Origin of the sequence: Plantibacter sp. CFBP 13570, assembly GCF_014841395.1 — a bacterium.
GTDB classification, from domain to species: Bacteria; Actinomycetota; Actinomycetes; order Actinomycetales; family Microbacteriaceae; genus Plantibacter; species Plantibacter auratus.
Map to the genome: position 1 here is coordinate 62,900 of NZ_JACYTW010000007.1, position 12,472 is coordinate 75,371.

At 68.0% G+C, this 12,472-nt stretch carries 12 protein-coding genes; 10 read left to right on the forward strand and 2 right to left on the reverse strand.

The window, feature by feature from the left end; genetic code table 11:
• The first annotated feature begins 39 nt into the window (after nucleotides 1-39).
• The 10 genes from pdxS (at nucleotide 40) to IFT89_RS04335 (ending at nucleotide 10,429) form a co-directional block, all read left to right on the forward strand.
• Nucleotides 40-945: a pyridoxal 5'-phosphate synthase lyase subunit PdxS gene (pdxS, locus tag IFT89_RS04290; protein ID WP_079705912.1), complete on the forward strand. Its 906-nt coding sequence runs from the start codon at nucleotides 40-42 to the stop codon at nucleotides 943-945.
• A gap of 30 nt (nucleotides 946-975) precedes the next feature.
• Entirely contained in the window at nucleotides 976-1,572 is a 597-nt protein-coding gene (gene pdxT, locus IFT89_RS04295) for a pyridoxal 5'-phosphate synthase glutaminase subunit PdxT (protein ID WP_202938329.1), read from the forward strand.
• 99 nt (nucleotides 1,573-1,671) lie between these two features.
• Nucleotides 1,672-2,433 carry a YebC/PmpR family DNA-binding transcriptional regulator gene (locus IFT89_RS04300; RefSeq protein ID WP_079705914.1) on the forward strand — a complete coding sequence of 254 codons (762 nt, stop codon included), beginning with the start codon at nucleotides 1,672-1,674 and terminating at the stop codon, nucleotides 2,431-2,433.
• A gap of 96 nt (nucleotides 2,434-2,529) precedes the next feature.
• Complete coding sequence (gene ruvC / locus IFT89_RS04305; RefSeq protein WP_064293815.1) at nucleotides 2,530-3,162, forward strand: crossover junction endodeoxyribonuclease RuvC; 633 nt, start codon at nucleotides 2,530-2,532, stop codon at nucleotides 3,160-3,162.
• Complete coding sequence (gene ruvA / locus IFT89_RS04310; protein ID WP_064293816.1) at nucleotides 3,159-3,785, forward strand: Holliday junction branch migration protein RuvA; 627 nt, start codon at nucleotides 3,159-3,161, stop codon at nucleotides 3,783-3,785. The genes ruvC and ruvA overlap by 4 nt, the downstream gene beginning before the upstream one ends.
• Nucleotides 3,782-4,813: a Holliday junction branch migration DNA helicase RuvB gene (gene ruvB, locus IFT89_RS04315; protein ID WP_079705916.1), complete on the forward strand. Its 1,032-nt coding sequence runs from the start codon at nucleotides 3,782-3,784 to the stop codon at nucleotides 4,811-4,813. The genes ruvA and ruvB overlap by 4 nt, the downstream gene beginning before the upstream one ends.
• A gap of 72 nt (nucleotides 4,814-4,885) precedes the next feature.
• Nucleotides 4,886-5,269 (forward strand): preprotein translocase subunit YajC, encoded by a 384-nt coding sequence (locus IFT89_RS04320; protein WP_244650591.1) that lies wholly within the window; start codon nucleotides 4,886-4,888, stop codon nucleotides 5,267-5,269.
• A 64-nt stretch (nucleotides 5,270-5,333) separates the two neighbouring features.
• Nucleotides 5,334-7,085, forward strand: coding sequence for a protein translocase subunit SecD (gene secD, locus IFT89_RS04325; protein WP_064293819.1), 1,752 nt, complete (start codon nucleotides 5,334-5,336; stop codon nucleotides 7,083-7,085).
• Nucleotides 7,085-8,125 carry a protein translocase subunit SecF gene (gene secF / locus IFT89_RS04330; protein ID WP_086473302.1) on the forward strand — a complete coding sequence of 347 codons (1,041 nt, stop codon included), beginning with the start codon at nucleotides 7,085-7,087 and terminating at the stop codon, nucleotides 8,123-8,125. Before secD ends, secF begins: the two co-directional genes overlap by 1 nt.
• Before the next feature lie 48 nt (nucleotides 8,126-8,173).
• Nucleotides 8,174-10,429: a RelA/SpoT family protein gene (locus IFT89_RS04335; RefSeq protein WP_079705918.1), complete on the forward strand. Its 2,256-nt coding sequence runs from the start codon at nucleotides 8,174-8,176 to the stop codon at nucleotides 10,427-10,429.
• On the opposite strand, the gene IFT89_RS04340 is transcribed toward IFT89_RS04335, so the two are convergent.
• Nucleotides 10,416-11,093 (reverse strand): hypothetical protein, encoded by a 678-nt coding sequence (locus tag IFT89_RS04340; RefSeq protein WP_202938331.1) that lies wholly within the window; start codon nucleotides 11,091-11,093, stop codon nucleotides 10,416-10,418. The genes IFT89_RS04335 and IFT89_RS04340 overlap by 14 nt on opposite strands.
• Before the next feature lie 94 nt (nucleotides 11,094-11,187).
• Complete coding sequence (locus IFT89_RS04345; RefSeq protein ID WP_369808437.1) at nucleotides 11,188-12,417, reverse strand: DUF349 domain-containing protein; 1,230 nt, start codon at nucleotides 12,415-12,417, stop codon at nucleotides 11,188-11,190.
• Between the last annotated feature and the right edge of the window lie 55 nt (nucleotides 12,418-12,472).

Genomic DNA, 12,472 nt, shown 5'->3' on the forward strand with positions numbered 1-12,472 from the left:
CGGAGCACCGTCAGGCCACCCGCCGGTACGCTCGCCATCATGACCGAGAGCAGCACGACCACTGGACAGCACGGCTCGAACCGCGTGAAGCGCGGACTCGCGGAGATGCTCAAGGGCGGCGTCATCATGGACGTCGTCACCGCCGAGCAGGCCCGTATCGCGGAGGACGCCGGGGCCGTCGCCGTGATGGCCCTCGAGCGCGTCCCGGCGGACATCCGGTCCCAGGGCGGCGTGGCTCGGATGAGCGATCCTGACCTCATCGAATCCATCATCGCCGAGGTGTCCATCCCCGTCATGGCGAAGGCTCGCATCGGACACTTCGTCGAAGCCCAGGTCCTCCAGGCGCTCGACGTCGACTACATCGACGAGTCCGAGGTCCTGAGCCCGGCCGACTACGTGAACCACATCGACAAGTGGGGCTTCGACGTCCCGTTCGTGTGCGGTGCCACCAACCTGGGAGAGGCGCTGCGGCGTATCAACGAGGGTGCCGCGATGATCCGCTCGAAGGGCGAGGCCGGCACCGGCGACGTGTCCGAGGCGACGAAGCACATCCGCAAGATCCGCTCCGAGATCGCGCACCTGTCGTCGATGTCGAAGGACGAGCTGTACGTCGCGGCGAAGGAGCTCCAGGCCCCGTACGACCTCGTCGTGGAGATCGCCGAGACCGGCAAGCTCCCGGTCGTGTTGTTCACCGCCGGGGGAGTGGCGACGCCGGCCGACGCCGCGATGATGATGCAGCTGGGTGCCGACGGCGTGTTCGTCGGATCCGGCATCTTCAAGTCCGGCAACCCGGCTCAGCGGGCGGCGGCCGTCGTCAAGGCGACGACCTTCTTCGACGACCCTCAGGTCATCGCCGAGGTGTCCCGTGGTCTCGGTGAGGCGATGGTCGGCATCAACGTCGCCGACCTCGCGGCACCGCACCGCCTCGCTGAGCGTGGCTGGTAGCCCCGCGTCCGCCCTGAACCAGGTGACGTCGTGACCGGGTCGGCGCGCGTCGGCGTCCTCGCCCTGCAAGGGGACTTCCGCGAGCATGCGGCCGTCCTCACCGGCCTCGGGGCGGACGTCAGCCTCATCAGGCGTCCCTCGGAACTGACCGACATCGACGGACTGGTCCTCCCCGGCGGGGAGTCGAGCGTGATGGACAAGCTCGCTCGCTCCTTCGACCTCGCCGGACCGTTACGCGAAGCGATCACCGCCGGGTTGCCCGTGTACGGCACCTGCGCCGGACTCATCCTCCTGGCCGACCGGATCCTCGACGGGATCGCCGGCCAGCAGAGTCTCGGCGGGCTCGACGTCTCCGTCCGGCGCAACGCCTTCGGGTCGCAGCTCGACTCCTTCGAGACGGACCTCTCGATCCCGGTCCTCGGCGACCCGCCCGTGCACGCGGTGTTCATCCGCGCGCCGGTGGTCGAGGCCGCCGGACCGGCGGTGACACCACTCGCCTCACTGCCCGACGGTCGGATGGTCGCCGTCGAGCAGGGGAACCTCCTCGGCACGTCATTCCACCCCGAGGTCACGGGCGACACCCGGTTCCACGCCTACTTCCTCGACAAGGTCGAGCGATCCCGCTGAGGCACCGTTGCCTGCTCCCGCCACCCGTCCCGGCGTGATCGCGAGTTCCGGGCCGCTGGCCTAGACTGGTCAGGTTCTTTTCACGCAGTTAGGGAGCACATGTCCGGACACTCCAAGTGGGCGACGACCAAGCACAAGAAGGCGGTCATCGACGGCCGTCGCGCGAAGTCGTTCGCCAAGCTCATCAAGAACATCGAGGTCGCGGCCAAGATGGGCGGCGCAGACCTCGCGGGCAACCCGACGCTGCAGGACGCCATCCAGAAGGCGAAGAAGACCTCGGTCCCGAACGACAACATCGACCGCGCCGTCAAGCGCGGTGCCGGCCTCACCGGTGAGGTCGTCGACTACACCACGATCATGTACGAGGGCTACGGTCCGAACGGCGTCGCCCTGCTCGTCGAGTGCCTCACCGACAACAAGAACCGTGCAGCAGCCGATGTCCGGACGCTGATGTCCCGCAACGGCGGCACCATGGCCGACCCGGGCTCCGTCGCCTACAACTTCCAGCGCAAGGGCCTCATCGTCGTCCAGGCCGAGGGGACCACCGAGGACGACGTCCTCGGCGCCGTCCTCGATGCGGGCGCAGAAGAGGTGAACACCGAGGGCGAGACCTTCGAGGTCGTCACCGAGCCGAGCGACATGGTCGCGACCCGGACCGCACTGCAAGAGGCCGGTATCGACTACGACTCCGCCGACGTCGCCTTCGTCCCGAACCTCAAGGTCGAGATCGACGCCGACACGGCGCGCAAGGTCTTCAAGCTGATCGACGCCCTCGAGGACAACGACGACGTCCAGAACATCTACAGCAACTTCGACCTCACCCCCGAGGTGCAGGCCGAACTGGAGGCCGACGACGAATAGTCCGGCACGCGTGCCGAGCGAAGCTCGTTCGAACGGATGTACGACACTCCGCCCTCGCGGAGTGCTCGGCGCATCGCCCGCGCTTAGGGTCGGAACATGACTCTGCGCGTCCTCGGCATCGATCCCGGCCTGACCCGATGCGGGGTGGGGGTCGTCGACGTCCTGCCGGGACGGCAGGCCACGATGGTCGAGTACGGCGTCATCCGGACGGACGCGCACGCCCCGCTCGAGCAGCGACTCCTCATGATCGCGCAGGGCATCGCCGAGGCGATCGAGCGCACCTCGCCGACCGCGATGGCCGTCGAGCGGGTGTTCGCGCAACACAACGTCCGGACCGTCATGGGCACCGCTCAGGCGAGTGGGCTCGCCCTGCACGCTGCGGCCGCGAACGGGATCCCCGTCGGCCTGCACACCCCGAGCGAGGTCAAGGCCGCGGTGACCGGATACGGCCGGGCGGACAAGCTCCAGGTGCAGACCATGGTCGCGCGGATCCTCGGTCTCGACGAACTCCCGAAGCCCGCTGACGCCGCTGATGCGCTCGCGCTCGCGATCTGCCACGCCTGGCGACCAGTCGTGTCGACTGCTGCGACACCCGTCGGCGCACCGCCGCAGGGGAGTGGAGCACTCACCCCGGCCCAGCGTGCCTGGGCTGCTGCGGAACGCGGCGGCGCTCCGCGCGAGGCGGCCGTCCGGGCCCGGGCAGCGCGGAGCCCTAGGCTGGAAGCATGATCTCCTCCCTCCGCGGCACCGTCCTGAGCGCGGTCGGCAACCTCGTCGTGATCGAGGTGGGCGGAGTCGGATTCGCCGTCCAGGTCACGCCGGCCCATGCGCTCTCACTCCGGGTCGGCACCGAAGCACTCCTCTCGACGACACTGATCGTGCGGGAGGACTCGCTCTCCCTGTTCGGGTTCCGATCCGCTGAGGAGCTGTCCGTGTTCGAGCTCCTGGTGAGCGTCACCGGGGTCGGCCCGAAGTCGGCACTCGGCGTCCTGGAGGCGTTGACGCCGGAGCAGATCGCCGCCGCCATCTCCGCGGACGACGACGCCCCGTTCCGAAAGGTCTCGGGGATCGGGCCGAAGACGGCGAAGCTCATCACCGTCTCGCTCGCCGGCAAGCTCCGCGTCACCAGGACGACGCCTGAAGCTCCGGCGACCACCGTGAACGCGGCCGCGATCGCCGATCAGGTCGTGACGGCGCTCATCGGGCTCGGTTGGCCGGAGAAGACGGCGACGCAGGCGGTCGTGGAGGCCTCCGCCTCCGCAAGTGCGGACGACCTCTCGACCGTGCCGTCGCTCATCCGCCTGGCCCTCGGCAGACTCGGCCCGGCGCACGCCGGAGGCCGTACCTCGTGACGGACGCTCCAGAAGACCTCACCAATCCCGCCGCCGAGTCCGACGCGGAACTGGCGTTCGAGGGGGCGCTCCGTCCGCGGTCGCTCTCCGAGTTCGTCGGTCAGTCCAAGGCCCGCGGTCAGTTGCAGCTCCTGATCACGGCCGCCGGGATGCAGAACCGCACCCCGGACCACATCCTGCTGGCCGGCCCTCCTGGACTCGGCAAGACGACCCTCGCGATGATCGTCGCGCACGAGACCGGGAAACCGCTCCGGCTCACGAGCGGTCCGGCCATCCAGCACGCCGGCGACCTCGCCGCCGTCCTGTCGTCGCTGACCCCGGGTGAGGTCCTCTTCATCGACGAGATCCACCGCATGGCCCGCCCTGCCGAGGAGATGTTGTACCTCGCCATGGAGGACTTCCGCATCGACATCATGGTGGGCAAGGGCGCCGGCGCGACGAGCATCCCGCTCGAGCTGGCACCGTTCACCCTGGTCGGGGCGACCACCCGCTCCGGTCTGCTGCCGAACCCGCTCCGCGACCGCTTCGGGTTCACCGCCCATCTCGAGTTCTACGACGAGCCGGAACTGCAGCAGGTGCTGCACCGCACCGCCGACATGCTCGGGCTCGACATCGACGGTCGGGCCGTCGCCGAGATCGCCGGACGCTGTCGGGGTACGCCGCGCATCGCGAACCGACTTCTCCGCCGGGTCAGGGACTACGCGCTCGTGCACGGTGGCCGCGCCGACCTGGAGACCGTCCAGGCCGCGCTCGAGCTCTACGACGTCGACGCCCTCGGTCTCGACCGACTCGACCGATCGGTCATGGAAGGCATGCTCGACCGCTTCGCCGGAGGCCCGGTCGGGCTCAGCACACTCGCGGTCTCGGTCGGCGAGGAAGCGGAGACGATCGAGTCCGTCGTCGAGCCGTTCCTCGTCCGGATCGGCCTCATCACGCGCACGCCACGGGGCCGCGTGGCGACCCCGGCCGCCTGGCGGCACTTCGGCAGAACACCTTCTCAGCATGGCTCGACCCTCGATGGCCTATAATTTCCCTTTGGCGGTGCGTTCCCAACGTCTCCCGCCCTCAATCTCCTCTGGAAGGTTCCCATCGTGGATGCAATGACCCTCGTCCTGTTCGGCCTCGCCGGCGTCATGATCGTGTTCATGATGGTGAGCAACAACAAGCGGAAGAAGCAAGCCGCGGAGACCGAGCAGAAGCTCGTCCCCGGCGCCGACGTGCTCACCGGCTTCGGTGTCTACGGCACCCTCATCTCGATGGACCGCGACTCCCGCAAGGCCGATGTCGAGATCGCCCCCGGCGTCATCGTCACCATCGACCCCCGCTACGCGGGTGCGGTCGTCGCCCCGACGGTCGCCGAGACCGCGGAGGAGGCTCCGGTCGTCGAGTCGATCCCCGACGACGCCTCATCGCTCGACCTCTCCAAGCCCGAATTCGGCCAGCGCGTCGAGGACACCTCGAAGCCGCAGAAGAGCGACGACTAGTCCCAACCCCTTCCCGGGCGGTGGCCGTCGTGCCACCGCCGGCAGAGAAAGCTGAGTTCCGAGTTTGGCAAAGTCGACTCCGGTCAAGAAAGCGTGGCGTTCGCTCACCTGGCTTGGCGTAATCCTCATCGGTTTGTTCGCGATCAACGCGGCCGGGGTCCTCTGGGGGAACAGCTCATGGGCGCCCAAGCTGGCCCTCGACCTCGAGGGTGGCACCCAGATCATCCTCGCGCCGAAGCTGGAGTCCGGCCAGACGGTCTCCAACGAACAGCTGAACCAGGCCGTGGCGATCATCCGCCAGCGCGTCGACGCGTCCGGCGTCTCAGAAGCGGAGATAACGACGCAGGGTCAGAACGTGGTCGTCTCGATCCCGGGAACCCCCGACGAAGCGACGCTGAACCGGATCGAGAGCTCCGCGAAGCTCGAGTTCCGTCCGGTCCTCACCTCGCAGCAGCTGACTCCCGGTCAGCCGTCCAACACCTTCATCGGTGAAGACGGCGCCTCGACCCCGTATCCGACGCCGGATCCGGGCCTCGAGAGCACGCCGACCGCGTCGCCGACCAACGCGAGCGACCTGTCGCAGGTGACGCCCGCGCTGTACGCCGCCTTCCAGGCCTACGACTGCGCCGCGAACGCGGATTCGCTCGACGCCACCGCAGCGCCCGCTGCCGACCCGCTCATCACGTGCGACGTCGACGGCACCTTCAAGTACGTCCTCGGCCCGGTCGAGGTGTCCGGAGAAGACCTGTCCGACGCGAGCGCCGGCATCAAGACGACGTCGTCGGGTGCCAGCACGGGCGAGTGGGCGGTGTACCCGGTCTTCAACGAGAAGGGCACCGCGCTCTTCGCCGACGTCACCGGCCGCCTGACCTCGCTGCAGAGCCCGCAGAACCAGTTCGCGATCGTGCTCGACGGCAACGTCATCTCCGCACCGCAGTCGCTCGCCGTCATCTCGGACGGCAAGCCGGAGATCAGCGGCTCCTTCACCGAGGAGTCCGCCAAGACCCTCGCCGACCAGCTCAAGTTCGGCGCCCTGCCGATCAGCTTCGTCGTGCAGAGCCAGGACACCATCTCGGCGACCCTCGGTTCGACGCAGCTGGAGAGCGGCCTCATCGCCGGTCTCATCGGGCTCATCCTGGTCGTCATCTACACACTGTTCCAGTACCGGCTCCTCGGCACCGTGACCATCGCCTCGCTCGTCGCGGCCGCGGTGCTCACGTATGTGGTGATCCTGCTGATGTCCTGGCGTCAGGGCTTCCGCCTCTCCCTCGCCGGGATAGCGGGCCTCATCGTCGCCATCGGTTTCACCGCGGACTCGTTCATCGTGTACTTCGAGCGCATCAAGGACGAACTCCGCGACGGCCGCGGTCTGGAGTCCGCCGTCGAAGCCGGCTGGAAGCGCGCCAAGCGCACCATCTACGCGGCGAAGGGTGTCAACCTCCTGTCCGCCGTGGTGCTGTACGTCCTCGCGATCGGTAACGTCCGCGGCTTCGCCCTCACCCTCGGCGTCACCACGATCATCGACGTCATCGTCGTGCTGCTGTTCACGCACCCGATGATGCAGCTCCTCGGCCAGACGAAGCTCTTCAACAGCGGCAAGCCGTTCACCGGTCTCGACCCGTCGGCGCTCGGCGCCATCTACCGCGGTCGTGCAGAGTTCCGGAAGCCCGTCTCGGTGCCTGGCGCCAAGGCCGCGTCCAGTAGCCGTGAGGCGGCCAAGCGCCAGACGATCGCCGAGCGCAAGCAGGCGGCCCTCGTCGGAGGCGGCTCCGACACCAGAGCAGACGATCTGCCGACCGATGGGAAGGACTCCTGATGGGTGCGTTCGCACGGTTCGGAAACGAGCTCTACACCGGGAAGCGCTCCTACGACTTCGTCGGCAAGCGCAAGATCTGGTACACGATCGCCATCATCGCGGTCGTCCTCTCGGTGTTGATCCCGGTCGTCAAGGGCGGATTCAACTTCGGCATCGAGTTCCGCGGTGGTTCGCAGTTCCAGATCGCCGACGTCAAGAGCACCGATCAGACGCTGGCCGAAGACGCGGTCGCGTCCGTCGTCAGCGGCGCGACCACCCACGTGACCGTCGTGGGCGGCAACTCGGTCCGCGTGCAGACCGACCAGTTGAAGAACGACAAGGTCACCCAGCAGGTGTCGGCAGCCTTGGCCGAGGCCTACGGCGTCGAACAGTCCGACATCACGAGTTCGTTCATCGGCCCGTCATGGGGTCAGGACGTCTCCAAGCAGGCGATCGTCGGCCTCATCGTGTTCCTCGTGCTCGCGGCGATCCTCATGGCCCTGTACTTCCGCACCTGGAAGATGTCCGCGGCCGCGCTGCTCTCCCTCATGCACGACCTCATCATCACGGCCGGTGTCTACGCCGCGACGGGCTGGGAGATCACGCCGGCCGCCATGATCGGCTTCCTCACCATCCTCGGCTTCTCGCTGTACGACACCGTCGTGGTGTTCGACAAGATCCGCGAGAACACGACGCTCGACGCCGACGGCGCGGCCCGGACATTCGGGGAGTCGGTCAACCTCGCGGTCAACCAGACCCTGGTGCGCTCGATCAACACCGGCGTCGTGGCGGCGCTCCCGGTCGCGGCGATCCTGTTCTTCGGTGCCTTCGTCCTCGGTGCCGACACGCTGCGCGACATCTCGCTCGCCCTGCTCGTCGGTATCCTGGTCGGCACGTACTCGACGATCTTCGTCGCCGCACCGCTCTACGCCAACTTCCGGCACAACGAGCCCCGCATCGCCAAGCACGACAAGCGCGTGTTGCAGGCGCGCGAGCGCGCTCAGACCTCGGATGACGCCGAGGGCGAACGCACGGAAGCAGACGCGCCGCTGGCGCGTTGACCCTGACAGCGACCGACAACCGCGTGCACGAGCGCAGGGAGGCCTGAGATGGCGGACACCACGACATCCTCGACGGCCTCCCTGCGCCGTCTCGTCCCACGGATCTTCTCGAAGGCACAGCCGGCCGGCGCCGTCGACACCCTGATGCGGACGGTGCGGCAGCACCATCCCAAGGCCGACCTGGCGCTCATCGAACGTGCGTACACGGTCGCCGAGCGGGCCCACTCGGGCCAGAAGCGCCAGAGCGGCGAGCCGTACATCACGCACCCGGTCGCCGTCTCCCAGATCCTGGCCGACCTCGGCATCGGACCGAAGACGATCGTCGCGGCCCTCCTCCACGACACCGTCGAAGACACCGACTACTCGCTCGACCAACTCCACGCCGACTTCGGCGACGAGGTCGCCATGCTCGTCGACGGCGTCACGAAGCTCGACAAGGTCAAGTACGGCGACAGCGCCCAGGCCGAGACGGTCCGGAAGATGATCGTCGCGATGTCGAAGGACATCCGCGTCCTCATCATCAAGCTCGCCGACCGGCTGCACAACGCCCGGACCTGGGGATTCGTCCCGGCCGAGAAGGCGGCGAAGAAGGCCACGGAGACCCTCGAGATCTACGCACCACTCGCGCACCGCCTCGGGATCCAGGCGATCAAGTGGGAGCTCGAAGACCTGTCCTTCGCCGTGTTGTACCCGAAGCTCTACGCCGAGATCGAATCGCTCGTCAAGCAGCGCACACCGCAGCGCGAGGAGTACGTCCAGCACGTCATCGACGCGGTGAACGAGGACCTCAAGGCGCAGAAGATCCGCGGCAAGGTCGCCGGTCGCCCGAAGCAGTACTACTCGATCTACCAGAAGATGGTCGTCCGCGGCCGCGAGTTCGACGACATCTATGACCTCGTCGGCATCCGTGTCCTCGTCAACTCGCTGCGCGACTGCTATGCGGTCCTCGGGTCGATCCACGCACGGTGGACGCCCGTCCCAGGGCGTTTCAAGGACTACATCGCCACGCCGAAGTTCAACCTGTACCAGTCGCTGCACACCACCGTCGTCGGACCGGGCGGGAAGCCCGTCGAGATCCAGATCCGCACGAACGAGATGCACCAGCGAGCCGAGTTCGGTGTCGCCGCGCACTGGAAGTACAAGGAGCGGATGAACAGCGGGAAGACCGCGTCCTCCGCCGAGCCCGACAGCTCGATGGCCTGGCTCGCCCACATCTCCGACTGGCAGGCGGAGACGGCGGACCCGGGGGAGTTCCTCGACTCGCTGCGGTTCGAGATCGGCGCGAAGGAGGTCTACGTCTTCACCCCGAAGGGGCGTGTCGTCGGCCTGCCCGCCGGCGCGACGCCGGTCGACTTCGCCTACGCCGTCCACACGGAGGTCGGCCACCGGACGATGGGCGCCCGGGTCAACGGGCGGCTCGTGCCGCTGGAGAGCTCGCTGAACACCGGCGACGTGGTGGAGGTCTTCACCTCGAAGAACCCCGACTCCGGTCCGAGCCAGGACTGGTTGAACTTCGTCAAGAGCCCACGGGCGCGGAACAAGATCCGCCAGTGGTTCACGAAGGAGCGACGCGACGAGGCCATCGAGCAGGGCCGTGACGCGATCGCGCGGGCGATGCGCAAGCAGAACCTGCCGCTCCAGAAGCTCATGAACCAGGACTCGTTCGCCGAGGTCGCGGCGCAGCTGCGCTACGAGGACGTCACGGCGCTCTACGCGGCCGTCGGCGAGGGCCACGTCTCGACGCAGTCCGTGCTCGAGAAGGTCGTCGCGCTCCTGCAGAAGGACGCCGACAGCGAGCACGCCGAGTACACCGTCCCGGTCCGCGGGAGCCGCCGTGAGCGGCTGCAGAACAGCGACTCCGGGGTCCTCGTGCTCGGTGCTCCCGACATCCTGGTCAAGCTCGCGAAGTGCTGCACCCCGGTGCCGGGTGATGAGATCGTCGGGTTCGTCACGCGAGGCTCCGGCGTCTCCGTCCACCGTTCGGACTGCCACAACGTCCAGGGACTCCTGCAGGAGCCCGAGCGCATGATCGACGTGGAATGGGCGCCGTCCTCGAAGAGCGTGTTCCTCGTCCAGATCCAGGTCGAGGCGCTCGATCGAGCCGGACTGTTGTCGGATGTGACGCGGGTGCTGTCCGAGTACCACGTCAACATCCTGTCGGCGACGGTGAACACCTCGAGCGACCGCCTGGCCATCAGCCGCTTCGTGTTCGAGATGGGCGACACCACCCACCTCGACCGCGTGCTGAACGCGGTCCGGCGGATCGACACCGTCTACGACGTCTACCGGGTCAACGGCGGCTGAGCGGGAGCGACCAGGACGCCAGTTCACTCCGAGTCGGCTCGAGGCCGGGGAGCATCACCTCGGTGGCACTCGACACGACACGGACGATCCGTGTGCCGCCGAGGACCCGCGGGACGGAGCGGACCCATGCGACGACCTCCTCAGGGCTGGTGAGCCCGAGCAGGAAGTAGTTGCGGATCGTCGTCATGGCCTCCTCAGCTTCGGCCCCGGTGCGCCGTGCCAGATCCGCGACCGTGCGCGTGGGCGTCGTGACCCGCAGTGCGCCGCACCGCTCGCTGTCGTCGGCGCGGAGTGACACCTGACGCAGACGCAATCGGGGCGAACGCGCGCTTCGCCGTTCCATCGACACGAAGCCCGTGTGGACCCTCGGCGCGATGAGCGCCGCGCCGTGCAGCCAGGCGGCACTCGTCTCAGCGATGACCGCGCCGGCCAGCCCGGGCAGCTGTTCGAGGACCGCCGCGCGCAGCCTGACGGTGTCGGGTTCGTCGACACTGCAGTAGCCATCTTCGAAGGCGAAGAGCTCGCCGTCGAGCCGCGCGGCGGCGAGCTCGGCGACGGAGAGCTCAGGTGGCTGGAGGTAGGCGGGGAGGCGGTTCCTGGAGGCCGAGGGATCCGTCGCGCAGCCTGGCTCGATGGGGGAGGACGTCTGGAGTGCCGTGGACATACGACGATCCTCCTGCAGCCGTCCGGCAGCAGGAGGATCGTCGACGGATCTGTGGAGAACCGCGACCGTCACGCGGTTGGTGGAGCGGATCCGCCTAGCGGATCGCTCCGAGCCACGCCTTGCGTGCATCCAGCGCCTCGATGGCCGCGGTGAGCCGGTCGGCGTCACCGGAGGCTCGTGCCGCCTCGACCTCGTCCTCGAGCTTGGCGATGGCGTCGGCGAGCTGGCTCGCGAGCCCCTCGGTCCGCGCCTTCGTCTCGGGGTTGTTGCGCTTCCAGTGCTCGTCCTCGAGCTGCTTGACGTGGGTCTCGATCTTGCGGAGACGGTCTTCGACGACGCGGACCTGCTCGCGCGGGACCTTGCCGATCTCGTCCCACCGACGCTGGATGTCGGTGAGCGCCTTGCGCGCCGAGTCCCGGTTCGTGTCGGCGAGGATCGGCTCTGCATCCGCCAACACCGCGAGCTTCAGATCAAGGTTGCCCTGGAACTCCTCGTTGTCGCGCGCGTCGATCTCGGCCTTCGCGCCGTAGATCGCGTCGCCCGCGGCCTTGAACTTCGCCCAGAGCGCGTCGTCCTGGCGCTTCCCGGCACGCGGGGAGGCCTTCCACTCGTCGAGCAGGCTGCGGTAGGCGGGGATGCCCTCGGCGCCCTTGGCGATGAGGGCCTCGGCGCGCTCGACGAGCTTCTGCTTGATCGCGCGTGCTTCCTTGTGGACCGAGTCCAGCTCCGTGTAGAACGCACGACGGTGCTGCTCGATCGTCGCGCGCGCCGTCCGGAACCGCTTCCAGAGGTCGTTGGCGTCGTTCTTCGCGAGACGAGGTCCGTCGTGCTGCTGGCGCTGCCACTCGGCGAAGAGTTCGTCGAGTCGCGCCGAGGTCTGCTTCCACTGCACCCGTGCCGGATCCTGCTGCGCGAGCTGTTCGGCTTCCTCGACGATCGCGAGACGCGCACGTGCCGCTTCCTCGAGGGCTGCCTTGGTCTCCTGGCTCTGCGCCTCGGTCAGCTCGCTCACGGTGCCGTCGAGCGCCGCGAGGCGGGTCAGGAGCGCCTGGAGGTTGCCGACCGCGTTGGCGGACTCGACCTGCTTGGTGATCGACTTCACAGCCTTCGCGACGTCCGTCGCCGGTGCACCGCGCTTCGCGCGCTGCTCGAGGAGCGTCACCTGTCCGGCGAGGTCCGTGAACTTGCGCTCGAAGTACGCGAGCGCCTCCTCCTTGGAACCGTCGGGGTACTGTCCGACCGCTCGTTCACCGTCGGCCTCACGGACGTAGACGGTGCCGTCGTCGTCGACACGACCCCACGGTTCGATCTCTGGACTGGTCACGCGCATCACCCTTGCTGTGTGTTGACCGCCGTTCGTGGCGATCGTGATCGATCCA

Bases quoted from the DNA above. Each gene is read 5' to 3' on its own strand.
- ruvA (WP_064293816.1), top strand. From the start codon at position 3,159: ATGATCTCCTCCCTCCGCGGCACCGTCCTGAGCGCGGTCGGCAACCTC.
- IFT89_RS04300 (WP_079705914.1), top strand. From the start codon at position 1,672: ATGTCCGGACACTCCAAGTGGGCGACGACCAAGCACAAGAAGGCGGTC.
- IFT89_RS04340 (WP_202938331.1), bottom strand. From the start codon at position 11,093: ATGTCCACGGCACTCCAGACGTCCTCCCCCATCGAGCCAGGCTGCGCG.
- IFT89_RS04320 (WP_244650591.1), top strand. From the start codon at position 4,886: ATGACCCTCGTCCTGTTCGGCCTCGCCGGCGTCATGATCGTGTTCATG.
- ruvC (WP_064293815.1), top strand. From the start codon at position 2,530: ATGACTCTGCGCGTCCTCGGCATCGATCCCGGCCTGACCCGATGCGGG.
- IFT89_RS04335 (WP_079705918.1), top strand. From the start codon at position 8,174: ATGGCGGACACCACGACATCCTCGACGGCCTCCCTGCGCCGTCTCGTC.
- pdxS (WP_079705912.1), top strand. From the start codon at position 40: ATGACCGAGAGCAGCACGACCACTGGACAGCACGGCTCGAACCGCGTG.
- secF (WP_086473302.1), top strand. From the start codon at position 7,085: ATGGGTGCGTTCGCACGGTTCGGAAACGAGCTCTACACCGGGAAGCGC.